Consider the following 25,176-nt stretch of genomic DNA (forward strand, 5'->3'; position numbering starts at 1 on the left):
TAGGGTGGGGCGATGAGCTATCCGACACCGCCCGGCTGGTATCCGGACACGGCAGCACCCGGCAACGAGCGGTGGTGGGACGGTACGGCGTGGACCGCCCACACCCGCCCGTACGCTGCCGCGGCACAGGGGTTCGACCCCGCGCGGACCGCTTCCCCCGCCGTGCCCGGCCGGGGGAGCGGTGGCGGAAGCGGCCGGATCATCGCACTGGTGGTGGCCGGTGCGGTGGTCGTCGGTGCGGCGGTGACCGGAGCCGTACTGCTCGGCAGGGACGACGACGGAAAGCGGCCGCAGGCCCGGTCGGGCAGCTCCGCGCAGGCGCCCGCGGCCACCGGCGACGGCGACAGCCCCTCGCCGGACGCGTCGCCGGACGACGGCGACCCCACGGTGCTCGTGGACCAGCTCAACGGCATCACCCTGCCGATCCCCGACGGCTGGGAGAAGCCCGACACCACCGTGGAACAGGTGCTCACGATGCGCACCACCGGCACCTACAGCTGCCCCGGCAGCTCAGCCGACTTCTGCTACCACGGCACGGTGACCACGCGGACACCGAACGGCGCTGACACCGACTCCGCGGAGAAGCTCGCCAAGGCCGACATAGCCGCCGCGGCGAAGGCCGCGTACGAGGAGAACCCCGTCGGTACCCGCGTCCACGGCGGAATCATCTCCCACAAGCAGATCGCGGCAGCCTCGGTGAACGTGGCCGGACGCACCGGATACCTGGTGCGCTGGAAGGTCGTCACCGGGAAGGGCCCCGGCGGCTACGTGCAGTCCCTCGTCTTCCCCTCGGCGGTCGGCAGCGAGTCGCCCGTCGTCGTGCGGTACGCCTTCGACGCGGGCCCCGACGGGCCCCCGCTCTCCCTCATGGACACCCTCACCAAGGGCATCCGGCCGATCGGTGACAGTGAGACGAGCGGCGGCGTCGGCAGTTCCGTCGCCCCCTGACGCCGCCCCCTGACGCGGCCCCCGGCCCCTCGGCTCAGAGGAAGGTGCGGCCCTCGCCCCGGTACGTCGGCACGGTCGCCGTCACCCGGTCCCCCTCGATCAGCTGCAACGCGTCGAACCGCTCGCACAGTTCGCCGGCCTTCGCGTGCCGGAACCACACCTTGTCGCCGATCAGCAGATCGTCGGCCGGGGCGCCGAGCAAGGGGGTCTGCACCTCACCGGGTCCCTCCTGCGGGTCGTAGCGCAGTCCCTCCGGGAGGTACGGGACCGGCAGCCGGTCCGGGCCGGCCGCACCGGACGCCGGGTAGCCGCCACCGAGCACCGTCACCACGCCCACCCCGGGCCGGCGGACCACCGGCTGGGCGAACAGGGCCGCCGGACGGGCCGTGAACGAGGTGTAGTTGTCGAACAACCGCGGTACGTAGAGGCCCGAACCGGCCGCGATCTCCGTCACCGCGTGCTCCGCGGCGGTGTGCTGCACACTGCCGGTGCCGCCGCCGTTCACGAACTCCAGGTCAGGTGCCACGGCCCGTACCGCCCGCACCACCTCGGCCCGCCGCACCGCCAGTTCCCGGCGGCCCGCGGCCTGCATCAGCCGGATCGCCCGGGACCGCAGCGGCCGCCCCTCCACCGAGTCGCCGACCCCGGCGATATGGCCCTCGTACGCCATCAGCCCCACCAGCCGGAAACCGGGCCTGCGGGCCACGGACCGTGCCAGCTCGGCCAGTTGGGCGGGGGAGCGCAACGGCGAACGCAGCGCCCCGATCCTGACCCGGCCGCCGAGCATCCGCAGCGAGGTGTCCAGCTCCAGACAGACCTGGATCTCCTCGGTGCCGCCGCCGCGTGCCGCGTCGATCAGCTCCAGCTGCGCGTGGTCGTCCACCATCACCGTCACGGCCGCGGCCAGCTTCGGGTCCGCGGCGAGTTCCGCGAAGGCCGGCCGGTCGGCCGACGGGTAGGCCAGCAGCACGTCCTCGAATCCGGCCCGCGCCAGCCACAGCGACTCCGCGAGCGTGAACGACATGATCCCGGCGAAACCGGGCCGCGCGAGCACCCGCTCCAGCAGGGCTCGGCAGCGCACCGACTTGCTCGCCACCCGGATCGGCTTCCCGGCCGCACGGCGTACCAGGTCGTCGGCGTTGGCGTCGAACGCCTCCAGATCGACGACGGCGATCGGGGCATCGAGATGGGCGGTGGCCCGGTTGTAGCGGGTCCGGTCAGCGGCGCGGGCAGTCATGGCCGCAGCTTGCCAGACACCTGTACCGCTGGGTAGGGGGATGATCCGCGCAGATCGGTCCGGCGGTCGGCGGCCCGCTCCCCTCAGGGGCGCCCCAGCCCGTAGAGTGACGGTCACGCGGCGCGCAACGAGCCTGCCTGTGGCGGCGATCCGCGTGCGGTACGGAAACGGACCAGGGGGGCGGATGAGTACCGAGGCGCAGCGCGCTCCTGTCCCGCCACGCCCGACCGCCCCGCCGGACTGCCAGGTACCCGCGCCCTCCGCGCCTCCCGCGCCCGCCGTGCCTCCCGGCCCCGCAACCGAGCCCCCCGCCCCGGCCTTCCCGCCGCGCCCCGGTACGCCGCCCCCGGAGACCCGGCGGCGCCCGGTGGGCGGCGTGGAACTCGGCGCACCGCCCCCGTGGACCGGTGGACCCGCCGCGCCGCCCGCCGGCCGGCCGCCGTACCTCCGGCCCCCGGCCGAGACACCGTCGGAGACCACCACCAGGCTCCGCCCCGTGCGGACCCGGCACCCCTTCAGGACCGCGGCCGCCGCCGTCTGCGTCGTGCTCGGCCTCGGGCTGATCGGCGGGGCTGTCACCGGCAGCTGGCTGATCAGCGACTCCTCGGCCGATCCGGCGGCCCACAGCACCTACACCGTGGGCCGTGCCGCCTGGCACAGCGTGCCCGTGGACACCCTCTTCCCGCGCACCCTCAAGGGGGTCGGCGCGGGACCGGGCGGCTCCGACCGGGTCTGGACCAGGCTCGCCGTCGCCCCGGACAGCGGCTGCACGACGGCCCTGGACCCGCTGCTGGTCAGGACACTCCGCCCGGCCGGCTGCGCCCGGCTGCTGCGTGCCACCTACACGGACGCGACGTCCAGCAGTGTCACCACGGTCGGACTGCTCTTCACCGAGGGCGACGCCGACGCCATGCGGGCGCTGAGCACCCGGTTCACCGATCAGCACCTCGACGGACGCTCCGACCTGATGCCCCGCGCGTATCCCGTCAGGAACACCCCCGCCGCGGGATTCGGCGACAAGCAGCGCGCCAGCTGGACCGTGCACGTCCTGGCCGAGGTGCCTGTCGTGGTGTTCGCGGTCTCCGGCTTCGCCGACGGGCGGACGGTCACCGCCCCGCAGCCCGCCGCCAAGGCCATGGCCGCGAACGCCACGACCGCCGCGGCCCAGGCCGGCCTCGGCCACGAGGCCAAGGGGCTGGCCGACCGGGTCGAGCGCGGTCTGCGCAGGACCGTCACCGACCTCACGGAGAAGCCTGAGTGACCCGTCCGACCGCAGCGCCCCGCCGCGTCCGTCACCGCCGCCTCGTCGGAGCGGTCTGCGCCGCCACCGCGTTCGCGCTGCTGCCCGCGTCACCGGCGCGGGCGGACACCATCCGGGCCCAGCAGTGGGGCCTGGACGCGCTCCACACCGAGCAGGCCTGGCAGACCACCCGGGGCAAGGGGATCACCGTCGCCGTCGTCGACACCGGGGTGGACGGCAGCCTGCCCGACCTGGCGGGCCAGGTACTGCCCGGCAAGGACATGATCGGCTTCGGCGCCGGACGCGGCGACCGGTCGTGGGCCCGGCACGGCACCGCGATGGCCGGGATCATCGCCGGCCGGGGCCACGGGCCCGCAAACGCCGACGGAGTGCTCGGCATCGCCCCGCAGGCGAAGATCCTCCCGGTCCGGGTCATCCTGGAGGCGTCCGACCCGTCCCGGGCCAAGGCCCGCAAGTCGCGCGGCACGGCCCTCGCCGACGGCATCCGCTGGGCCGCCGACCACGGCGCCGACGTCATCAACCTCTCCCTGGGCGACGACAGCGAGTCCGCCCATCCGGAGCCCGGTGAGGACGCCGCCGTCCAGTACGCGCTGAAGAAGGGCGCGGTCGTCGTCGCGTCGTCCGGCAACGGGGGCGAGAAGGGCGACCACATCTCGTACCCCGCCGCCTACCCCGGCGTCATCGCGGTCGCCGCCGTCGACAGGTACGGCACACACGCCTCGTTCTCCACCCGCCGCTGGTACGCCGCCGTGAGCGCCCCCGGGGTCGACATCGTCGTCCCCGCCCCCGACCGGCAGTACTACGTGGAGTGGGGCACCTCGGCAGCCTCCGCGTTCGTCTCCGGCGCGGTCGCGCTGGTCCGTGCCGCCCACCCCGGCCTCCCGCCCGCCCAGATCAAGAAGCTCCTCACGGACACCGCGCGCAGCTCGCCCTCGGGCGGCCGGGACGACGCCCGGGGCTACGGCATGGTCGACCCGGCCGCGGCCATCGAGGCGGGCGCCGGGCTCCGCCCCGACGGGCTGCGCTCGGACTCCGCGGACTCCACCGGGGTCGGCTACCGCAAGCGGTACTTCGGACCGGGCCCCACCCCGCCCCGCGAGGACGGCGGCCCCGCGGGCTGGCTCGCCCCGGCGGCGGGCGGCCTCGGCGCGCTCCTGCTCGCACTGGCCGTGGTGCTGTGGCGCGGCCGCAACGGCCGGCCGGTGTTCCCGCGCCGCTGACGGGCGCACCGGCCGGGCGGGCCCCCCGCCGTCGGCCCGATGAGGGCGCGCGGCGCGTCTCAGCCCGCGGCCCTCAGCACCCCGACCGCCGCCCTCGCCGCCGACTCGACGAGCGCGATCCCGGACTCCTTGCTCTGCCGGAATGACCAGGCACTACCCTCGCCCTGTGGCGCAGAAGAACATTCCGGACTCCGGATACTCAGACGACGACGGCACGGCCGACCCCGCCCTGACCGCGGCCCTGGCCGCCTGGGCCGAGAACCGCGAGGCCGTCGGCCCGGTGCTCGAAGCGCTCGGGGGAGCCCGTCTGCTGGTCCCCGTGGTGGCCGTCCTCGGCGAGGTGGAGGAGGGCGACGAGAGTGGCGGGGGACGGGGGAGTGGGCTGCGCCGGGAGAAGACGAGCGACATGGCCGTCCCCACCCTCCAGGCCGGCGACCGCCGCGCCCTGCCCGCCTTCACCTCCACCGCCTCGCTGGCCCGCTGGGACCCGCAGGCCCGCCCCGTCGCCGTACCCCTGCACCAGGCACTTCAGGCCGCGGCGCACGAGAAGGCGGACACGGTGGTGCTCGACCTCGCCGGTCCGGTGGCCTTCGAGGTGACCGGCTCCGCCCTGCTGGCCCTCGCCGAGGGCCGTACCAGCGCCGACCCGCTGGACGACCCCGCCGTCACCTCGGCGGTACGGGACGCCGTCGCCGCCGAACCCGCGGTGCTCCGCGCCCACCTCGGTCCGGGCCGTGCCGACGGCACCCTCGCCCTGGTGCTGGCGGCGGACGCCGATCCCGCCGAGGCGGCGGGCCGGGTCGCCCGGTCGCTGGCGGCCAGCGAGGTGCTGCGGGCCCGGCTGGTCCGCGGGCTCGACCTGGCGCTGCTCCCCGCCGATGCGAACGCACCGGGTGACGCCCTGTTCACTCGCTGATCACCTCACCGGCCCAACGCGCGCAACGGCGCGCGGAGTCGGGGGAGTGCGGGGAAACGGGACAATCTTCGCCGGACGCGGTGAGCCCCCGCCACAAGGGCGGGGGCTCACGGGTGTGGAGAGGGGGTGCGGCTCAGCCGAAGACCGGGCCGGTGTACTTCTCGCCGGGGCCCTGGCCGGGCTCGTCCGGTACGAGGGAGGCCTCGCGGAACGCCAGCTGCAGCGACTTCAGGCCGTCGCGCAGCGGAGCCGCGTGGAAGGAGCTGATCTCGGTGGTGCTCGCGTCCAGCAGGCCGGCCAGCGCGTGGACCAGCTTGCGGGCCTCGTCGAGGTCCTTGTGCTCGTCGTCCTCGGTCAGCCCGAGTTTCACGGCGGCGGCGCTCATCAGGTTGACCGCGACCGTCACGATCACCTCGACCGCCGGCACCTCCGCGATGTCGCGGGCCATTTCGTCGAAGCCGGGGGAATCAGTGGTGGGGGTCGCGTCGCTCATGCCCCATACGATAGGCCCACGGCCGGGTGCCCTCTTCCCCGGGAGCGGCACCTCCGACCTCAGGGGTCACGGCCCCGTGCGCAGGGTTCGCACCACCCCGGGGGAGCTGCTAACCTTGTGTAACGACCGGCTGGGCATCTATGTGCCCGGCCCACAAGTGGAGGCTCCGATCTCCCACCTGGCCGTCCTCTGGACGGCGGGTCACCGGTCAGGTGGCGCCCATCGTTCCGTACGGACGATGGAGCCGCCCGATGCGCCCCGCGGTTGACCGCGGCGGTGTTCCGGTTTTTCCAGGAGCCCCGCCTGTGTCCCGTCCGGGGCATTTTTCTTGCCTCTGCACGGTTGGTCTGTCGAAACAGACGTTACGTGGCTGTCCGCCAGGCGGCCGCGTGGTGCTACCGAGGAGGATCCATCAGCGCCGAGCCCCGCATCAACGACCGGATTCGCGTACCCGAGGTGCGACTTGTCGGTCCCAGTGGCGAGCAGGTCGGGATTGTCCCGCTTGCCAAGGCCCTGGAACTTGCACAGGAGTACGACCTCGACCTGGTCGAGGTGGCGGCTACCGCCCGTCCGCCCGTGTGCAAGCTCATGGACTACGGGAAGTTCAAGTACGAGTCGGCCATGAAGGCCCGTGAGGCGCGCAAGAACCAGGCGCACACGGTCATCAAGGAGATGAAGCTCCGGCCGAAGATCGACCCGCACGACTATGACACCAAGAAGGGTCACGTCGTCCGGTTCCTCAAGCAGGGCGACAAGGTCAAGATCACGATCATGTTCCGTGGTCGTGAGCAGTCCCGCCCGGAGCTGGGCTTCCGACTGCTCCAGCGTCTCGCTTCGGACGTGGAGGAACTCGGCTTCATCGAGTCCAACCCGAAGCAGGACGGCCGGAACATGATCATGGTTCTTGGCCCGCACAAGAAGAAGACCGAAGCCATGGCCGAGGCCCGCGAGGCCCAGGCCGCCCGCAAGGCGGAGCGTCAGGGGTACACCCCGGACGCCGAGGCTGCGGACGCCGAGGCTGCGGACGAGACTGCCGAGGCTCCGGCCGAAGCGTCCTCCGAAGCGCCCTCCGAGGCTCCGGCCGAGACACCCTCCGAGGCGTGACCTCCTGGGGCCGCCATCCAGGCGCCCCCGGGTCCCCCCGGAATCCCACCAAGATCTGACGCCCCTGTGGCCCGGTGCCCGCACCGGGAGGGGCGCCACTGACGAGGAGAGAACGGCGCGATGCCGAAGAACAAGACGCACAGCGGTGCCAGCAAGCGCTTCAAGATCACCGGCTCCGGCAAGGTGCTCCGAGAGAGGGCCGGCAAGCGCCACCTGCTCGAGCACAAGTCGTCCAAGAAGACCCGCTCGCTGTCCGGCACGGTCGTCGTGGCTCCGGCCGACGCCAAGAAGATCAAGAAGCTTCTCGGCAAGTGAGGCCGTCGCCCCCGGTGAAAGCCGGGAGCGCGCCCTCGATCCGACCGGGACCAATTCGTTTCCGGGCCGTGTGAGTACGACCACGGCCCCGCTACAAGGAGTTAACAAGTGGCACGCGTCAAGCGGGCAGTAAACGCCCACAAGAAGCGCCGGGCGACCCTCGAGGCCGCCAAGGGCTACCGCGGTCAGCGCTCGCGCCTGTACCGCAAGGCCAAGGAGCAGGTCACCCACTCCCTGGTCTACAACTACAACGACCGCAAGAAGCGCAAGGGCGACTTCCGCCGGCTGTGGATCCAGCGCATCAACGCCGCCGCCCGCCAGAACGGCATGACGTACAACCGCCTCATCCAGGGTCTGAACGCCGCCAACATCGAGGTGGACCGCAAGATCCTGGCCGAGCTCGCGGTCAACGACGCCAACGCGTTCGCCGCCCTCGTCGAGGTTGCCCAGAAGGCCCTCCCGAGCGACGTCAACGCCCCGAAGGCCGCCTGACTCAGGGCCGCACTTCCTGGTATTGAGCCGGACCCGCAGGCGCTCGCCGTCTGCGGGTCCGGTGCGTTGCACCCCGTCACGACCTGCACCTTCGTACGCAGAGAGGCTCGCCGCCGACCATGGGCACCCCCGAACTGATCTCCCCGCGATCGCCACGGGTCGCCGCCGCCCGGCGGCTGGCCAGGCGCAACTTCCGCGGCAAGGAGCGCAGGTTCATCGCCGAGGGGCCACAGGCCGTGCGCGAGGCCGCGGAGCACCGCGGCAGCGACGGCGAGGCGACCCTCGTCGAGCTCTTCACCACCGTCGAGGCCGCCGAGCGGTACGAGTCCATCATCGACGCCGCCCTCGCGGCGGGCGCCAGGGTCCACCTCGCCGACAGCGAGGTGCTCGCCGATGTGTCGCAGACCGTGACCCCGCAGGGGCTGATCGGCGTCTGCCGCTTCCTCGACTCGCCCTTCGAGTCGATCCTCGCCGCGCGCCCCGCGCTGGTCGCCGTCCTGGCGAACGTCCGCGACCCCGGCAACGCCGGTACGGTGCTGCGCTGCGCCGACGCGGCGGGCGCCGACGCCGTCGTCCTCACCGACGCCTCCGTGGACCTCTACAACCCCAAGTCCGTGCGCGCGTCGGTCGGTTCGCTCTTCCACCTGCCGGTCGCCGTCGGGGTGCCGGTCGAACAGGCCGTGCGCGGGCTGCGGGACGCGGGTGTACGGATCCTCGCCGCCGACGGCGCGGGCGAGGACGACCTCGACGACGAACTCGACGCGGGCACCATGGGCGGCCCCACCGCCTGGGTCTTCGGCAACGAGGCCTGGGGCCTGCCGGAGGAGACCCGGGCCCTGGCCGACGCCGTCGTGCGGGTACCGATCCACGGCAAGGCGGAGAGCCTCAACCTCGCGACCGCCGCCGCCGTCTGCCTGTACGCCTCCGCGCGGGCCCAGCGCCCGCGCCGCAGCGCGGGCTGACCCACCCCGGACGGCCGCTCCCCGGCGGAGAGCCGCCGCAGGGTGTCGCTCCGTCACCGACGCCTAGTAGGGTGACGAACTCGGGGGCCCACTGCACCGGTTCGAGAGGTGGGGTACGGGAATATGGCTGTCGGCATGAGCGGACCGCAGGCGACACACGCGGCCGCCGTGCGCGCCGCCGCGGACCCGGACGGGGTGTCCCTCCCGGACATGGGACCCGGTGGCGGGCCGCTGGATCCCGACGACCTTCCCGACGGTCTCGTCGTCGCGGACGAGACCGGCCGGGTCATCTGCTTCAACGCCGCCGCCGCACGGATCACCGCCATGCCCACGGCCGCCGCCCTCGGCCGCCCGCTGGAGCACGCGCTGCCGCTGGAGGACCTCAAGGGCCGCCGCTGGTGGGAGCTGACCGACCCCTACGGCGGCCTCGCCACCCGGGTCGGCCAGCCCGAACGGAATCTGCTGCTGCCCGGCGGCCGCGAGGTCCTCGTCTCCGCGCGCTACGTACGCGAGAGCCCGACCGGGCCCGTGCGCCGGCTGGTGGTCAGCCTGCGCGGCACCGAGGCCCGCCGCCGTACCGAGCGCAGCCACGCCGAGCTGATCGCCATCGTCGCCCACGAGCTGCGCTCGCCGCTGACCTCCGTCAAGGGCTTCACCGCCACGCTGCTGGCCAAGTGGGAGCGGTTCACGGACGATCAGAAGCGGCTGATGCTGGAGACCGTCTACGCCGACGCCAACCGGGTCACCCGGCTGATCACGGAACTGCTCGACATCTCCCGGATCGACTCGGGGCGCCTGGAGCTGCGCCGCCAGCCCGTCGACCTCTCGGCCGCGGTGGAGCGTCACGTCCAGGCGCTCACCGCGAACGGCCAGGCGCCGGACCGCTTCCTCGTCCGCACCTGCCAGCCGCTGCCGGCCGTCTGGGCCGACCCGGACAAGGTCGACCAGGTACTCGGCAACCTGCTGGAAAACGCGGTGCGCCACGGCGAGGGAACCGTCACCATCGAGGTGGCACCCGCACCGGCCAAGAACGACGAGAAGGGAACGGCGGTCACCGTGAGCGACGAAGGCGCCGGCATTTCCGAGGAGTCGATGGGCCGCGTCTTCACCCGCTTCTGGCGGGGGAGCAAACGCGGTGGCACGGGCCTGGGCCTCTACATCGTGAAGGGCATCGTCGAGGCGCACGGCGGCACGATCACGGTCGGCCGCGGCCCCGGCGGCGGCGCCGAGTTCCGATTTATCCTGCCCGTGAGCACGCCGGCCTACATGAAGTAGAGGGGCCTGGGCGGACCACGGGCGGCCCACACATCCTGTGACCCTTAGACTCGGCCATTGGCACCTTTGTGTCCTCCAGGCGTCGAGCGGGGCCTCGGGGGTCCGGGGGTATCCCCGGTAACGGCCCGGTGCGTGCACCAGGCCGTAAGCGCAGTACCAGCCAATCGGAAGTACGGGAAGAGATGTCGGCACCGAACAAGTCGTACGACCCAGTCGAGGTCGAGGCACTGAAACCGGAAGAGATCGAGCGCATCCGGGACGAGGCGTTCGCCGCCTTCGCCGCCGCGGGCGACCTCGACGCGCTCGCCCAGGCGAAGACCGCGCACACCGGTGGAACCTCGCCCCTGTCGCTCGCCAACCGCGAGATCGGCGCACTGCCGCCGCAGGCCAAGGCCGAGGCGGGCAAGCGGGTGGGCCAGGCCCGCGCCGCCGTGGGCAGGGCGCTCGCCGCCCGCCAGGCGGAGCTGGAGGCCGAGCGGGACGCCCGGGTCCTGGTCGAGGAGGCGGTGGACGTCACGCTGCCCTACGACCGCACCCCGGCCGGCGCCCGCCACCCGCTGACGACGATCATGGAGCGCGTCGCCGACGTCTTCGTGGCCATGGGCTACGAGGTCGCCGAGGGTCCCGAGGCCGAGGCCGAGTGGTTCAACTTCGACGCCCTGAACTTCGTGCCCGACCACCCGGCCCGGCAGATGCAGGACACCTTCTTCGTCGAGGGCGCCGACGGCGCGAAGAACGACGAGTCCGGTGTCGTCCTGCGTACCCACACCTCGCCGGTCCAGGCCCGCACGCTGCTCGACCGCGAGCCCCCCGTCTACGTCGTCTGCCCCGGCCGGGTCTACCGGACCGACGAGCTGGACGCGACGCACACCCCGGTCTTCCACCAGATCGAGCTGCTCGCCGTCGACGAGGGCCTCACCATGGCCGACCTCAAGGGCACCCTCGACCATATGGTCCAGGCGCTCTTCGGCCCGGACATGAAGACCCGGCTGCGGCCGAACTTCTTCCCGTTCACCGAGCCGTCCGCCGAGATGGACATGGTCTGCTACGTCTGCCGCGGCGAGTCCGTCGGCAACCCGGACCGCCCCTGCCGCACCTGCGGCAGCGAGGGCTGGATCGAACTCGGCGGCTGCGGCATGGTCAACCCCAAGGTGCTCATCGCCTGCGGCGTCGACCCCCGGAAGTACAGCGGATTCGCCTTCGGGTTCGGCATCGAGCGGATGCTGATGTTCCGCCACAACGTAGAAGACATGCGAGACATGGTCGAGGGTGACGTCCGGTTCACCCGGCCCTTCGGGATGGAGATCTGATGCGCGTCCCGCTTTCCTGGCTGCGGGAGTACGTCGACCTGCCTGCCACCGAGACCGGCCGTGATGTACAGGCCAAGCTCGTCGCCGTCGGCCTGGAGGTCGAGACGGTCGAGCAGATCGGCGCCGGCCTCAAGGGCCCGCTGGTCGTCGGCAAGGTGCTGACCATCGAGGAACTGGAGGGCTTCAAGAAGCCCATCCGCTTCTGCACGGTGGACGTCGGCACCGCCAACGGCACCGGCGAGCCGCAGGAGATCGTCTGCGGAGCCCGTAACTTCGCCGTCGGCGACAAGGTCGTCGTGGTCCTGCCCGGCGCCGTGCTGCCCGGTGACTTCGCGATCGCCGCGCGCAAGACGTACGGCAAGACCTCGCACGGCATGATCTGCTCCACCGACGAGCTCGGCATGGGCGACGACGGCACCCACGGCATCATCGTGCTGCCGCCGGAGCACGAGGTCGCCACCGACGCGATCGAGCTGCTCCAGCTCGTCGACGAGGTCCTCGACATCGCCGTCACGCCCGACCGCGGCTACTGCCTCTCGATGCGCGGCGTCGCCCGTGAGACCGCCATCGCCTACGGCCTGCCGCTGCGCGACCCGGCCCTCCTCGATGTGCCCGCGCCGAACGCGTACGGCTACCCGGTCGAGGTCGCGGACCCGGCCGGCTGCTCCCGCTTCACCGCGCGCACCGTGGTCGGCCTGCAGCCCGAGGCCCGCTCCCCGATCTGGATGCAGCGCCGGCTCCAGAAGGCCGGGATGCGGCCGATCTCGCTCGCGGTCGACGTCACCAACTACGTGATGCTCGAACTCGGCCAGCCGCTGCACGCCTACGACCGGACCCGTATCGACGGTCCGATCGGGGTGCGCCGCGCCCAGCAGGGCGAGAAGCTCACCACCCTCGACGGCACCGTCCGCGTCCTGGACGCGGCCGACCTCGTCATCACCGACAACCGCGGGCCGATCGGTCTGGCGGGCGTCATGGGCGGGGCCAACACGGAGATCGCGGACGCCGCCGAAGGCACCCGCACCACCGAGGTCGTCATCGAGGCCGCGCACTTCGACGCGATCTCCATCGCCCGCACCGCGCGCCGCCACAAGCTGTCCTCCGAGGCGTCCAAGCGCTTCGAGCGGGGCGTCGACCCCGAGGCCGCCGCCGCTGCCGCGCAGCGCACCGTCGACCTGCTGGTGCTGCTCGCCGGTGGTACCGCCGAGGCGGGCGTCACCGAGGTGACCGCCCCGTCCGGACCGCGCACCATCTCGATGCCGGCCGACCACCCCGACAAGGTGGCCGGTGTGACCTACGGCCGCGAGACCGTCGTACGCCGCCTCCAGCAGGTCGGCTGCGACGTCTACGGACAGGACGAGCTGCTCGTCACGGCACCGTCCTGGCGGCCCGACCTGGGCGAGCCGAACGACCTGGCCGAAGAGGTCATCCGGCTGGAGGGCTACGAGAACCTCCCGTCCACGCTCCCGACACCGCCGTCCGGCCGAGGGCTCACCGACCGCCAGCGGCTGCACCGCAGGATCGGCCGGGCGCTCGCCGCCGCCGGCTACGTCGAGGCGCTGAACTACCCGTTCACCGGCGAGGCGGTCCTGGACCAGCTGGGCCTGGACGCGGACGACGACCGCCGCCGTACGGTCCGCCTCGTCAACCCGCTCTCCGACGAGGAGCCGTCGCTGCGCACCACGCTGCTGCCGGGCCTCCTCGGCGCCCTGCGGCGCAACGACGGCCGCGGCAGCCACGACCTCGCGCTCTTCGAGACCGGTCTGGTGTTCATTCCCCAGGCTCTCAGCTCCGTTCGAGCAGGGGAGACCCCACTGACCGGCCAGGAGGCGAAGCCCGTCCGGCTGCCCGTCGACCGGCGTCCCTCCGACGAGGAGATCGCCGCGCTCGACGCCGCGCTGCCGCGCCAGCCGCGCCACGCCGCCGTCGTCCTCGCGGGCGCCCGCGAGCAGGCCGGCTGGTGGGGCAAGGGCCGCCCGGCCGACTGGGCGGACTCCGTCGAGGCCGCCCGCACCATCGCCCGTGAGGCGGGCGTCGAACTCACCGTCCGCGCCGGTCAGCACGCCCCGTGGCACCCGGGCCGCTGCGCCGCGCTGTACGTCACGGTCGACGGCGAGGAGATCCTGTTCGGGCACGCCGGTGAGCTGCACCCGCGTGTCATCAAGGAGCTCCACCTGCCCGAGCGCACCTGCGCCATGGAGGTCGAGCTCGACGTCCTGGAGCAGGCCGTCGACGGCGCCCTCCAGGCACCCCGGATCTCCACCTTCCCGGTGGCGACCCAGGACGTCGCGCTGGTCGTCGGGCAGAACGTGCCCGCCGCCGACGTGGAGCAGGCGCTCCGCGAGGGCGCGGGTGAACTCCTCGAATCGCTGCGGCTGTTCGACGTCTTCACGGGTGAGCAGATCGGCGGGGGCCACAAGTCCCTGGCGTACGCGCTGCGGTTCCGTGCCGCGGACCGCACGCTGACCGTCGACGAGGCCACCGCCGCCCGGGACGCCGCGGTGGCACTGGCCGCCGAGCGCACGGGTGCGGCGCTGCGCGGCGCGTAACGCCGCACGCGGGTCCACGCGGGTCCACGCGGGTCCACGCACAAGGAGGAGGGGCGTATCCGGCCACCGGATACGCCCCTCCTGTGTGCTCGCCCGGAGGCGGGGACCGCACGCGGGCCCTGACCGGGTCCGGGGGAACCCGGTGCCCGGCCGACCCCGCAGCCACCCTCCGATCCGTGGGCAGTGGGTCGTGCGATCCGGCGCCGTCCGCGCTGCCGCGGAGCGTCGGGCAGGTCGGCAGAGCGGACGGCGCGGGTGCGGGTCGTCGTGCTGTACGAGGGGGAGCAGACGACCCTGCCGCCTCTTGCGAGGGCCCCAGTCAAGCGAGTCGCCGACCGGTGCGACAGAGTGCGCAGCGGGACGGTTCGGGCATTCCGTTCACACCCCGTGTGAATCGTGCTCCACTGGGGCGACACGTCCTGGCGTGCCGACCCACCGGAGGGGCAATGGGGGCAATGGAGCCCAACACTCTGCTAGAGGCTCTGATCGACGAGGCAGGTGTCTCCCGGGCCGGGCTCGCCGCGCACGTCAACCAGGCCGGTCGCGGCCGGGGGCTGTGCCTGCGGTACGAACACACCGCCGTCGCCCGCTGGGTGAAGGGCCAGCGGCCGCGCGGCCAGGTGCCCGACCTGATCTGCGAAGTGCTCGGCAACCGCCTGCGCAGGGCCGTCTCGCTGGACGACATCGGCATGGCGGGACACGGCGGCCGGCCGCCCGCACAGGGCTGCTCGCTCACCGGATTCGTGGAACGGGCCACCGCGTTGTGGCGCTCCGACGAACAGCAGCGTCCGCATGTCGTCGCCGCCCCGGCCGTCACCGGGACCACCGCGGTGATGCCCGTGTGGGAGTGGGAGAACCCGCCGGAGGACGCGGATGTGTCCCGCGCCGGTCCGACCCGGGTCAGCATGGCCGACATAGCGACACTGCGCGCCGCCCGCGCCCACTACGAACTGATGTACCGCAAGGCGGGCGGTATCGCGACGCGTTCGCGCATCGTCGGCTTCCTCAACGCCGAGACCGCTCCGCTGCTGCGCGGCGGCTACAGCGACGCGATGGGGCGTCAACTGCACCGTGCGACGGGCGGGCTGGTGGCCGTCGCGGGCATCTGCGCCTACGACTCCGACGCGCACGGGCTCGCCCAGCGCTACTTCCACCAGGCGCTGCGCCTGGCCAAGGCGAGCGGGGACCGGGGGCTCGGCGGCTATGTGATCGCGCTGCTGGTCAACCAGTCGCTGTTCCTGGCCGACTACCGGCAGTCCGTCGCGTTCGCCGAGGCGGCGCTGCGGGCCGCCGGACGCGACATCACGCCCGCGCTCGCGGCGGATCTGCACGCGATGCAGGCCAAGGCGTATGCCCATCTCGGCGACGGGAGCAGCGCCCTGAAGTCCATCCGGCGCGCCGAGTCGGAGGCCGAGCGCATCCGGCCGGGCCAGGAGCCGGACGAGACGGGGTACGTCCAGCCGGGCCTGGTCAACGTCCAGGTGGCGGAGGCGCTGCTCGGCCTCGGCGATCTGCCATCGGCCAGGGAGCACGCGGCGGCCGCGGTGCGCACGCCCGCGCACGACCGGGGCCGGGTCCACCGGCTGGCCATGCTGACCACGATCGAGCTGCGTCAGGGCGAGGCCGACCGGGCGGCGGTCACGGCCGCCGAGATGGCCGAACGGGCCAGGGGCATGGAGTCGCAGCGGCTGCGCGACCGGATGCGTTCGGTGCGGGAGCACCTGGTCGCGAGCGGCAGCACCGACGCGGAACGGGCCGCGGAGCTCATCGACGGATCACTGCGCGTACCGCTGTGAGCGCAGGTCTGCTGCGATATGGCCACCTACTAGTCAGAAGGTGGCAGAACTGTGCAGTGGACGAACCTGAACGAACAAACTGTGTACGAGAATCGCTGGTTCCAGGTCAACCTGGCGGATGTCGTCCTTCCCGACGGTGACCACCTCGACCACTACGTCATCCGGCTCCGCCCCGTCGCCGCCGCCACCGTCGTCAACGAGGCGAACGAGGTCCTGCTGCTCTGGCGGCACCGGTTCATCACCGACAGCTGGGGCTGGGAACTCGCCGCGGGCGTGGTCGAGGACGGTGAGGGCATCGCCGCGGCGGCCGCCCGGGAGATGGAGGAGGAGACCGGCTGGCGCCCCGCGGAGCTGCGCCCGCTGCTGACCGTGGAACCGTCGAACGGGCTCACCGACGCCCGGCACCACTTCTACTGGGGCGAGCGGGCCGACTGGACCGGCGACCCCTGCGACGCCTTCGAGTCCTCGCGCCGCGAGTGGATACCGCTCAAGCTGGTGCCCGACATGATCGCCCGCGGTGAGGTGCCGGCCGCGGGCATGGCGGCCGGGCTCATGATGCTGCACCACTTACGGCTTGGCTGAACCGGCCCGTACGGGTGCGAGGGGGCCGGCCGGCCCCCTCGCACCCGCGGACGAGCGGCGTCAGCCGTACGGGTAGAAGCCCGAGCCCGCCTTCCGGCCGAGCCGGCCCGCGTCCACCATCCGCTGGAGCAGCGGGGGAGCAGCGGGGGAGCAGCGTACAGCGGCTGCTTGTACTCGGCGTACAACTGGTCGGCGCTGCGTATAACCCTGTGACCTGCGCTTTCGTTGGTTGTGCGGCGGCTTTTCCAGCGCCAGGGACTTCTCGGGGGCTTGCGATCCTGCATCACACGAGCCATGTATCCATCGCGGCCGGCCCGCGCTTGCCTGCGCCCGGCATGAAGTGAGCGTAGTAGTCGAGCGTGACTTTCGGGGAGGAGCGCCCCAGCCAGGTCGCCACGCTCACGATGGACCCGCCGACCTGGCGCAGTACCCCTGCCGCTACGAGCGCGGGCTTCCAGCTGCGCTCGTTCCAAGTCCGGGGGTTGATCCGAAGCCCGTGGGAGGTGCTCAGCACAAGCCGCACGGTGATCGGCTTGCATTGGAGCTCCTCCAGTTCGGTCGTCGGCTTCTCAGGGCTCCGCCACGGCAGGGTGCACTCGACCGGTGAAAAGCGCTGGAAGCGGAGCCGAACGCGGCGGGCACGGTTCGGCGGAAGGGGAACATCACGGGTCTTGCGGCCCTTGGGCAGGAAGAAGTAGGGCCGTCCTTCCCCGTTCCAGCGCGGAAGACTCCTCGACTCGAGAGCAAGTCGGCCTTGAACCGGCGAAGGGCCGAGGCCACGGCCCTCAAATGGGCTCGCCACATGCAGCGCGACTGGAGCAGCTACCTCATGGCCCGGCTCACCGACACGCCAGGCATTCGGACCCCGGTGACGAGCGGTGCGATAGCGATCACCGAACTGATGCCGAGGATCAGCCAGTAGATATGTCCGTGGCCGTTGCGGTGCAGCAGCAAGAACAGAGCGCCGCCACACAGTGCGCCCAGCGCTTCGCCGGCGGCCCAACAGACCTGGCGAAGATTGAACACCTCCAAGCGGGGCCCCGATGCCAGTCCAGCGAAGGCTGTGCTGACCGGGGAGTGGAAGAACGGTTCGGCGAGAGTGAACAGCACGATCGCGGTGATGATGCCGGCTGCTGGGGGCAGACCGGAACCGAGTACCAGCATCGCGCCGCCGAACCCCAAGGACGCCGCGCATACGAAGACAAACGGTGGCACACCGCGGTCCATGAGCCGCGCCATCACCGCCGTGGCGGGAGTCTGTAGCACCACGATGCCGACCGCAGGAGTGGCCAGCAGCATCGCGCGCATAGACGCGGAAGCGATCTCGTCGGCAAGCAGGAGAACGATCGCGGATGAGAGCTGGGCGTACAGGAACGTGCCGACCAGGGTGGCGAGCACAGTTGCTCTCCCAGTCACCTCGCGCACGGTCGTGTGGAGCGTGGTTCGGCTGATCGGCCACCGCGTTGCGCTGACAGGCATACGCAGGCCGGGGCGCACCCCGCAGAGCAGCGACGCGCCAGCCAGGAGGTAGCAGCCCGCGACGACGGTGAACAGCGGCCGCGTGTCACCCCCCTGGTAGGTGGCCATGGCCAGGAACGGCCCGATCGATGCCGCGATGTTGATGGCGACCATCAGGGTGGAGTAGACGCGCTGCCTGCCGATGGCACCGGCGACGATCTCGGCGACCAGGACGCGGGACAACAGCGAGTGCACGCTCATCCCGAGTCCAGCCGTCAGTAGCAGAGCCAGTGAGCCCACGGCGCCGCCTGCGTACGGCAGGAAACCGAACCCTGTCGCGGCAAGAACGGAGCCCGCGATCATCGTCGGCAAATACCGCCGACGCGACAGCCAGCGGCTGACGAGTAAGGCCCCCAATCCAGCTGAGGCCGTGTAACAGAACAGTCCTGGGCCAACGGTTCCGGGCGCCTGTCGGCTGAGCACGAGGGCCAGCACCGGCATCACCGTGTACAAGCCCAATGAGACCATCAGATGGTGCGCGGACAACGTCAGCGTGAGCCGTCCGCGGGAGGGCAGCCGTCCAACCTCGGGGCGGCACAAGCGTGGATCTTGGTGGAGGTCGGCCGAGTCCGCGGTGGGATCGGCGCAGGAGTCGCTCGCACCCGAGCGGGCGCGTGTGTGGTCAGCAGAAGAGTCTTCGGACACGACGGCGGTCTCCCATGAGGGGATGCGCCCACCGCGCGAACGGAGTAGTCAGCCGGTGGGCGAAGCGAAGTGGTCGACGTCTGGCGCGCACAGCAAGGCGCGCCGCGCAGATGCGGCGTTCACGAGCAGCGCCTCCAACACTTCGCCGGGCAGACCACCCGGCACCTTCGGCCATTCTCACCCCAGGCCCCGGCTCTGCGCAACGACGCTCCTTCACAGTTGCCGGATGACGCCGGGCCGTCGGGCCGTTGGGCCGTTGGGCCTCCACACGGTGAACCCAGCCACCGACGGGAGACCGGAACGAACCTCTGACTATCCCCGCCCACCGTCCCAGGAGCAGCACCAGCCCAGTGACGCGCCGTCACCCGTCTGATGGGAATAGTCCCCACTCCAAAAAACTGCACTGCACCAGTTGAGCAGCGGCTCCGCGCGGAGCTGACGCAGGACGACTTCGTCCTGGCTGGACCGGAAGCGCGAGGAACGGCACGCGATCGCGATTGCGTCGAACCGGCCGTTCACCGAGTGGGGCCAGACCTTCACCGACAAGCGGCTCTGCCGGGCCATCGTCGACCGTCTTACCTTCGAGGCCCACATCATCGAGACCGGCGCCCAGTCGTTCCGCCTCGCCAGCACCACCGCCAAGCGCAAGGCGGCAGCAGCCTGACTCCGGCGGCCCGGGGCAATGGCTCACACGTCCCGGTCCCCGGGCCTCGGCCATTGCGGGAACTCGAAGGCGCCTTGCCCAACTGCAGCACGAACTACGCTGACGTCATGTCACCCTCGGGCTGGACAAGGCTCACCAAAGCACAAGGAATGCGGCGCCGACTGGCGATCGTATGCAGCCACGTCATCAGGCACCCGCTCCTGATCCTCGCCCTCGCGGGCCTGGCCTTCCTCATCACCAGGTTCGGCAAGGATTTCCCCGTGCTCTATGGCATGGCCCCCCTTGGAGCCGTTCTGATGTCCTGGAGCATGGGTCGCTACCGCTCGGTCGATCCCGCCGAAGGATCCCAAACCCAGGACGCAGAAACGCCCTGACCGGCAGGCAGTGCCTTCCGCCGGCGATCCTGCGAGGACCTTGCCCACGGGCGGGCGCCAACAAGGCGCCCGCCCGTCCGCATTCCCGTCAGGGGAAGCGGCCGGGCCGGCTCCGTGGAACACACGCTACCGGCCGCCGCGGACCGCCATCTGCACCTGGCCGCCTCCGTCCCAGGACACCCACGAAACGTCACCCGAGCGAGTCCGGGGCCTGCGGCGCCCTGTCGAGGCTCCCGGCCCTCAGACCGCCCCGACTGAAGCCCTGGCGGCCGTCAGCGGCTGACCTCGCCCGTGCCCCGCGCCCCGTCACGGACCGGCGGACGGCGACCCGAGCGGCGACTTCGGTGCCACGACGTCACCGCCGGTGCGCCGATCGGCGGTACTCCATCCGGGGGGAAAGTCCGTGACGGGTCGCAAGGCTTACTCCGGCGAGCTTCCGCCTGCCTACGTTTCGAGTAGGGGGTGGGGGGTCATTTTCATCCACCAAGGAGAGCCGATGGCTGAACTGGTTGTACGTCGACGCGGTTACCGGGAGGGCCTGGGCGGTGAAATGCTCGCCGAGTTCCTCGGCACTTTTGTGCTGATCATGTTCGGCCTCGGATCGGTGGCTGTCGCCGTCGTAGGGCTGTCGGGTTCGGGCCGACAAGTTGTTCCCTTCGGGGCTCCGAACTGGCTCATCATCTCGTGGGGCTGGGGTCTGGCCGTCGTATTCGGTGTGTACGTCGCCGGAGGCATCAGCGGCGCCCATCTCAATCCGGCGGTGACGCTCGGCTTCGCCGCCCGGCGGTCCTTCCCCTGGCGGAAGGTCATCCCCTACTGGTTCGCGCAGGTCCTCGGCGCCTTCACCGCGGCCGCGCTGGTCTACGCCACCTACCGCTGGGCGATCGACGCGTACATCAAGAAGGCGGGCGGCGGGCGGGGCCAGTCGCTCGACACCTACTCCATTTTCGCCACCTTCCCCGCCAAGTACTTCGGGGATTCGTGGTGGGGGCCGCTGCTCGACCAGATCGTCGGGACCGGGCTCCTGCTGTTGCTGATCTGCGCGCTCGTCGACAAGCGCAACACGGCGCCGATGTCCAACCTCGGGCCGTTCCTCATCGGCCTCGTGGTCGTCGCGATCGGCTTGTGCTTCGGAACGAACGCCGGGTACGCGATCAACCCGGCCCGCGATCTGGGCCCCCGCCTGCTCACCTTCTTCGAAGGGTGGGGGAGCATCGCCTTTCCCGGGAAGTTCCAGTGGTTCAGCAACTATTGGTGGATCCCCATCGTCGGGCCGCTCATCGGCGGACTCGTCGGTACCGGGATCTACGAGCTGCTGATCACTCCGGTGCTCAAGGCTCGCGGCGCCGAACCGGTCGAGGAGGGCCAGGCGCCCGAGGATCCTCACCCGCAGGTGTGAGCGGGGTCCCGCGACCGGCGCTCCTTGCCCCGGATGGCCGTACTCCGCAGGCGGCCGTACCCTCCTTCGCCCGAAGGTAGGGTGCGGCGGCAGCATCGCCCGACCCGGACCGCGTCGCCTCGGGAACATCACGAACGCGTCGCCTCGGGAACCCGGCAGGCGCGCAAATCCCACGACCAGGAGAAGAGGCGGCAGCGATGCCCGAATTCGTCGGCGCGGTGGACCAGGGGACCACCAGCACGCGCTTCATGATCTTCGACCACGCAGGCAACGAGGTGGCCCGGCACCAGCTCGAACACGCTCAGGTCCTACCGCGGCCGGGGTGGGTCGAGCATGACCCGGTGGAGATCTGGGAGCGCACCAACACGGTGATCCAGAACGCCCTCAGGGACGGCGGTCTCTCCGCAACGGACCTCAGGGCGATCGGCATCACGAACCAGCGTGAGACGACGGTGGTCTGGGATCCGCGCACCGGCCGCCCGTACTACAACGCCATCGTCTGGCAGGACACCCGGACCGACACCATCGCCTCGGCCCTGGAACGCGACGGACACGGCGAGGTCATCCGGCGCAAGGCCGGGCTGCCGCCGGCCACCTATTTCTCCGGCGGCAAGATCAAGTGGCTGCTGGAGAACGTCGACGGACTGCGTCAGGCCGCCGAGGCGGGTCATGCCCTGTTCGGCAACACGGACGCCTGGGTGCTGTGGAACCTCACCGGCGGGCCCAACGGCGGCGTACACGCCACCGACGTCACCAACGCCAGCCGCACCATGCTGATGAACCTGGAGACGCTGGACTGGGACGACGAGCTGCTGGGCATCTTCGACATCCCACGCGCCATGCTGCCGAGCATTCACCCCTCGTCCGACCCGGAGGCGTACGGCCAGACGCGCAGCTCACGGCCGCTGAGTGCCGCCGTCCCCATCACCGGGGTGCTCGGCGACCAGCAGGCGGCGACCGTCGGGCAGGTCTGCTTCGCCCCCGGTGAGGCCAAGAACACCTACGGCACCGGCAACTTCCTGGTACTCAACACCGGTACGGAGCTGGTGCGTTCACAGCACGGGCTGCTCACCACGGTGGCGTACCAGTTCGCCGGCAGCCCGGCGGTCTACGCGCTGGAGGGCTCCATCGCGGTCACCGGCGCGGCCGTGCAGTGGCTGCGTGACCAGCTGAAGATCATCACCAATGCCGCGGAGAGCGAGCAGCTGGCGCGTTCGGTCGACGACAACGGCGGGATGTACTTCGTTCCGGCCTTCTCCGGGCTGTTCGCGCCGTACTGGCGCTCCGACGCCCGCGGCGCGATCGTGGGCCTGGCCCGTTACAACACGAACGCCCACGTGGCGCGGGCCACGCTGGAGGCCATCTGCTACCAGAGCCGCGACGTGGTCGACGCGATGGAGAAGGACTCCGGCGTGCACCTGGAGGTACTCAAGGTCGACGGCGGGGTGACCGCCAACGACCTGTGCATGCAGATCCAGGCGGATGTGCTGGGCGTGCCGGTCAGCCGACCGGTGGTCGCGGAGACCACCGCGCTGGGCGCCGCCTATGCGGCGGGTCTCGCCACCGGCTTCTGGCGTGACACCGACGAACTGCGTTCCCACTGGCAGGAGTCGAAGCGGTGGAGCCCGCAGTGGAGTGAGGAACAGCGCCAGGAGGGCTACGACGGGTGGAAGCGGGCCGTGGAGCGCACCCTCGACTGGGTGAAGGTGACGTGAACGTCCAGGCAGAACGAGCTCTCCGGTCGCGCTGACCGTCGAGTCGCCTGCCGCGGTGGCCCGTTGCCCGAGTGTCGGCGGGCCACTTCGTCGATATCCCCTCGGCCGCAGCGATCCTGCCACGTGTCCATGCTCGTACCCGGCGCCCGTCGGCAAGCCCTGCTCGGCTCGCCGTCCCACAACGCCGAAACGGCGGAGACGAGGCGCTGCCGGCCGCACCTGGGTCTGACCTCGGGCAACGCATCCCCGACAGGCCCGGCGGTGTCAGTGCCGGGCCTGTCGGTAGGACGGTCAGTACGAGTAGAAACCCGAGCCCGTCTTGCGGCCGAGCCGGCCCGCGTCCACCATCCGCTGGAGCAGCGGGGGAGCGGCGTACAGCGGCTCCTTGTACTCGGCGTACACGCTGTCAGTGTGCTTGATTACCACTCTCACCCGCGGTTTCATGCCTGTTCTGGCCCTGTGGGGCACCCGCTTCGACTTCCTCGCTTCCTGTTCAGGGCAACCCTATTGAGCCCCTGTCCGGGAACTTCGAGGCACTCAGTCGACCAGAGCGGGATGTCCTTCGGTGGCCGACGCCAGGCGCACCCGGCGCGTCCCACATGGATGATCGCGTCCGCGATCCGCCCACGCGACGGCGCCGTCTCCTCTCGCGATCCGCCGGAACGGCGCCGCCGCACCGCCCTATCGGGCCAGCACCCTGGTGTGGATCTCCGTGACGACCTTGCGGGCGGAGGTGAACGCTCCGTGCTGCCAGGCGATGGTGTTGCTGAGCCAGTCACCGGCGAAATAGACGTTCCCGGTCGGCCGGTTCAGGGTTTGGTACTCGGTCCCCGTCTGTGAGGACCATCCTGCCCAGCCGCCCTCGATGAACGGGGTGCGATGCCACGCCACACTGAACGAGGAGGCCAGCTCGGTGCGGTACTTCTCGCCGTGAATCTTCACCCCCTGGCTGACCGCCCTGCTCTCACGGTCGGCGTGTGAAAGCCTGCCGTAGGCGGCAGCGGGTTCCAGGGCGTTGTAGTAGCCGATGACGACACCGCGGTTGCCGTGATAGCCGTACGATGGGTACCAGATGCTGCACAGGTCGTTGTCGGTCGGTGTGACGCCGCCGTAGATCCGCTCATCCGTCTCCCACCACCGGCTCCGGTAATCCAGGCCGATCTTGCCGGCCTCCCATGGCTGGGGGGACAGGAGCGCGGCCGTGACGTTCGAGCCGAGGTTGTGCTGGACGCGGGCCATCACCATCGGCGGGATGGCCGCGATCACGAAATGGGCGTACTCCGTGACGGACCGCCCCTGCGCGTTCACCCAGGTGACCGAGGCGCCGTCCGGGCGGTTGGTCACAGCGGTCGCACGGGCTCCGTACTCGATGCGGCCGCTGCCGATCGCTTCGCCCAGCGCCCTGGGAATGGCGTCCATGCCGCCGACCGGCTGGAACATCATCATGGCCTGCTGGTAGTCGAACTCGAAGGAGAAGCGGAGTCCCAGTCCGCTCGCGATGACATCGGAGAGCGAGGGAGGCGGGGCGAGAACCGTACCGGCCTCAAAAGCGGCTCCGGGCTCGACCGAGTAGCCGCGCCGGCTGCTGCCGGTGTACGCCCAGTTGTCGTCCCGGCCCTTGATGTCGCCGAAGTCCTTGAGGAATTCGAGCAGCCGCTCCTTGTCGGTCGCGGTCAGCGCCTGGTCCAGCGCGCCCTGGTCGGTGGCCTTGGCGAGAAGTTCGGACACATAGCCGTACGCGTCGGCCTTCGCGGTCCGCCAGCGCACCGGTTTCCCGGCGAGCGCCGCGCTGTTCTCGTGGTAGATGTACGCGTTGGCGTTCTGATTCGCGAATGCCTCCAGCGGGACGCCCAGTTCACGGCAGTACTCCAGCGTCACGTGCGACTGAGGTATTCGGGCCGGCCCGGCGTTCATGTAGTGGCCGGGGGCGAAATTCGCCGTCTGGGTGCGGCCGTCGAGGTCGGTCTCCGTCGTTCCGCCGCGGACCGTCCAGTTGCGGCCGCCCGGACGGTTCTTCGCTTCCAGGATGCGGCAGTCGTATCCGGCCTTGCGCAGTTCGTACGCCGCGGCGAGGCCGGCGATGCCGGCACCGAGGATGATGACCTTCCTGCCGTTCCGCAGGCCGACCGAGGTGAAGTCGCCTTGCCTCGGCGAACGGAATTCACTCGCGTGCGCCTGAGGAGCCGGTGCTAACCCGAGTGCCCCTATGGCCGAGTACAGCACACCGGCGCCCCCTGATACCCCCACCGATCTCAGGAAATCGCGTCGAGAAGTCTGTGACACCATTTTCTTCCTCATTCCCCCAGGGCCCGGGATACCTCGTCCGGAGCTGTTTCTCGGTGATGTTCTGGCCGTGTGGGGGGAGGCGTGACAGTGGCCGTGCACCCGGAGAGGCTTCATG

General features: G+C 71.3%; 22 protein-coding genes and 2 pseudogenes. 17 read left to right on the top strand and 7 right to left on the bottom strand.

What is annotated here, in order from left to right; genetic code table 11:
- Positions 1–12: 12 nt before the first annotated feature.
- Positions 13–948, top strand: a complete 936-nt coding sequence (locus tag ACZ6S6_RS19970; RefSeq protein WP_362956132.1) for a DUF2510 domain-containing protein — start codon at positions 13–15, stop codon at positions 946–948.
- Positions 949–982: 34 nt separating this feature from the next.
- Here the strand turns inward: ACZ6S6_RS19970 and ACZ6S6_RS19975 are convergent, their stop codons facing one another.
- Positions 983–2,185 (bottom strand): amino acid deaminase/aldolase, encoded by a 1,203-nt coding sequence (locus ACZ6S6_RS19975; RefSeq protein ID WP_469706395.1) that lies wholly within the window; start codon positions 2,183–2,185, stop codon positions 983–985.
- 367 nt (positions 2,186–2,552) lie between these two features.
- On the opposite strand from ACZ6S6_RS19975, the gene ACZ6S6_RS19980 reads away from it, so the two are divergent.
- From ACZ6S6_RS19980 to ACZ6S6_RS19990, 3 genes are all read left to right on the top strand, one after another.
- The gene (locus ACZ6S6_RS19980) at positions 2,553–3,446 is read left to right on the top strand and encodes a hypothetical protein (RefSeq protein ID WP_469706522.1); all 894 of its coding nucleotides are present in this window, start codon (positions 2,553–2,555) and stop codon (positions 3,444–3,446) included.
- Positions 3,443–4,666: a type VII secretion-associated serine protease mycosin gene (mycP, locus tag ACZ6S6_RS19985; RefSeq protein WP_469706396.1), complete on the top strand. Its 1,224-nt coding sequence runs from the start codon at positions 3,443–3,445 to the stop codon at positions 4,664–4,666. Before ACZ6S6_RS19980 ends, mycP begins: the two co-directional genes overlap by 4 nt.
- Positions 4,667–4,832: 166 nt before the next feature.
- Positions 4,833–5,582, top strand: a complete 750-nt coding sequence (locus tag ACZ6S6_RS19990) for an SseB family protein (RefSeq protein WP_362956120.1) — start codon at positions 4,833–4,835, stop codon at positions 5,580–5,582.
- A 133-nt stretch (positions 5,583–5,715) separates the two neighbouring features.
- Here the strand turns inward: ACZ6S6_RS19990 and ACZ6S6_RS19995 are convergent, their stop codons facing one another.
- Positions 5,716–6,075, bottom strand: a complete 360-nt coding sequence (locus ACZ6S6_RS19995) for a DUF1844 domain-containing protein (RefSeq protein WP_362966120.1) — start codon at positions 6,073–6,075, stop codon at positions 5,716–5,718.
- 366 nt (positions 6,076–6,441) lie between these two features.
- Between ACZ6S6_RS19995 and infC the strand changes: the two genes are divergently transcribed.
- The 9 genes from infC (at position 6,442) to ACZ6S6_RS20040 (ending at position 16,460) form a co-directional block, all read left to right on the top strand.
- Complete coding sequence (gene infC / locus ACZ6S6_RS20000) at positions 6,442–7,179, top strand: translation initiation factor IF-3 (protein ID WP_362966118.1); 738 nt, start codon at positions 6,442–6,444, stop codon at positions 7,177–7,179.
- A gap of 120 nt (positions 7,180–7,299) precedes the next feature.
- Positions 7,300–7,494, top strand: coding sequence for a 50S ribosomal protein L35 (gene rpmI, locus ACZ6S6_RS20005; RefSeq protein WP_362966116.1), 195 nt, complete (start codon positions 7,300–7,302; stop codon positions 7,492–7,494).
- 108 nt (positions 7,495–7,602) lie between these two features.
- Positions 7,603–7,986, top strand: coding sequence for a 50S ribosomal protein L20 (rplT, locus tag ACZ6S6_RS20010; RefSeq protein WP_362966114.1), 384 nt, complete (start codon positions 7,603–7,605; stop codon positions 7,984–7,986).
- 119 nt (positions 7,987–8,105) lie between these two features.
- Complete coding sequence (locus ACZ6S6_RS20015; RefSeq protein ID WP_362966112.1) at positions 8,106–8,948, top strand: TrmH family RNA methyltransferase; 843 nt, start codon at positions 8,106–8,108, stop codon at positions 8,946–8,948.
- A 123-nt stretch (positions 8,949–9,071) separates the two neighbouring features.
- On the top strand, positions 9,072–10,223 hold the full coding sequence (locus ACZ6S6_RS20020; protein WP_469706399.1) for a sensor histidine kinase: 1,152 nt from the start codon (positions 9,072–9,074) through the stop codon (positions 10,221–10,223).
- Positions 10,224–10,405: 182 nt separating this feature from the next.
- On the top strand, positions 10,406–11,533 hold the full coding sequence (gene pheS / locus ACZ6S6_RS20025; protein ID WP_362966108.1) for a phenylalanine--tRNA ligase subunit alpha: 1,128 nt from the start codon (positions 10,406–10,408) through the stop codon (positions 11,531–11,533).
- Positions 11,533–14,082, top strand: coding sequence for a phenylalanine--tRNA ligase subunit beta (gene pheT / locus ACZ6S6_RS20030; RefSeq protein WP_469706400.1), 2,550 nt, complete (start codon positions 11,533–11,535; stop codon positions 14,080–14,082). Before pheS ends, pheT begins: the two co-directional genes overlap by 1 nt.
- Before the next feature lie 455 nt (positions 14,083–14,537).
- Complete coding sequence (locus ACZ6S6_RS20035) at positions 14,538–15,878, top strand: transcriptional regulator (RefSeq protein WP_469706401.1); 1,341 nt, start codon at positions 14,538–14,540, stop codon at positions 15,876–15,878.
- A 51-nt stretch (positions 15,879–15,929) separates the two neighbouring features.
- Positions 15,930–16,460, top strand: a complete 531-nt coding sequence (locus ACZ6S6_RS20040; RefSeq protein ID WP_469706402.1) for an NUDIX domain-containing protein — start codon at positions 15,930–15,932, stop codon at positions 16,458–16,460.
- A gap of 60 nt (positions 16,461–16,520) precedes the next feature.
- Here the strand turns inward: ACZ6S6_RS20040 and ACZ6S6_RS20045 are convergent.
- The 3 genes and pseudogenes from ACZ6S6_RS20045 to ACZ6S6_RS20055 form a co-directional block, all read right to left on the bottom strand.
- Positions 16,521–16,654, bottom strand: a pseudogene (locus ACZ6S6_RS20045) (3-hydroxyacyl-CoA dehydrogenase family protein); the annotation flags it as partial.
- Positions 16,655–16,743: 89 nt separating this feature from the next.
- On the bottom strand, positions 16,744–16,974 hold the full coding sequence (locus tag ACZ6S6_RS20050; protein WP_469706404.1) for a hypothetical protein: 231 nt from the start codon (positions 16,972–16,974) through the stop codon (positions 16,744–16,746).
- 308 nt (positions 16,975–17,282) lie between these two features.
- The gene (locus ACZ6S6_RS20055) at positions 17,283–18,413 is read right to left on the bottom strand and encodes an MFS transporter (RefSeq protein ID WP_469706405.1); all 1,131 of its coding nucleotides are present in this window, start codon (positions 18,411–18,413) and stop codon (positions 17,283–17,285) included.
- Positions 18,414–19,083: 670 nt separating this feature from the next.
- Between ACZ6S6_RS20055 and ACZ6S6_RS20060 the strand changes: the two genes are divergently transcribed.
- The 4 genes from ACZ6S6_RS20060 to glpK all read left to right on the top strand — a co-directional run bounded on the left by ACZ6S6_RS20060 (position 19,084) and on the right by glpK (position 22,775).
- Positions 19,084–19,287 (top strand): ATP-binding protein, encoded by a 204-nt coding sequence (locus ACZ6S6_RS20060; protein WP_469706523.1) that lies wholly within the window; start codon positions 19,084–19,086, stop codon positions 19,285–19,287.
- 107 nt (positions 19,288–19,394) lie between these two features.
- Positions 19,395–19,661 carry a hypothetical protein gene (locus tag ACZ6S6_RS20065; protein WP_469706406.1) on the top strand — a complete coding sequence of 89 codons (267 nt, stop codon included), beginning with the start codon at positions 19,395–19,397 and terminating at the stop codon, positions 19,659–19,661.
- A 496-nt stretch (positions 19,662–20,157) separates the two neighbouring features.
- Positions 20,158–21,060: an MIP/aquaporin family protein gene (locus ACZ6S6_RS20070; RefSeq protein WP_362966094.1), complete on the top strand. Its 903-nt coding sequence runs from the start codon at positions 20,158–20,160 to the stop codon at positions 21,058–21,060.
- Between the two features lie 197 nt (positions 21,061–21,257).
- Entirely contained in the window at positions 21,258–22,775 is a 1,518-nt protein-coding gene (glpK, locus tag ACZ6S6_RS20075) for a glycerol kinase GlpK (protein ID WP_469706408.1), read from the top strand.
- Positions 22,776–23,066: 291 nt separating this feature from the next.
- Here the strand turns inward: glpK and ACZ6S6_RS20080 are convergent.
- Together ACZ6S6_RS20080 and ACZ6S6_RS20085 are read right to left on the bottom strand one after the other, a co-directional pair.
- Positions 23,067–23,183 (bottom strand): annotated as a pseudogene (locus ACZ6S6_RS20080) (3-hydroxyacyl-CoA dehydrogenase family protein); the annotation flags it as partial.
- 273 nt (positions 23,184–23,456) lie between these two features.
- Positions 23,457–25,061, bottom strand: coding sequence for a flavin monoamine oxidase family protein (locus ACZ6S6_RS20085; protein WP_469706409.1), 1,605 nt, complete (start codon positions 25,059–25,061; stop codon positions 23,457–23,459).
- Positions 25,062–25,176: the final 115 nt, after the last annotated feature.

The sequence above is a fragment of the Streptomyces sp. NPDC048671 genome, assembly GCF_055587045.1.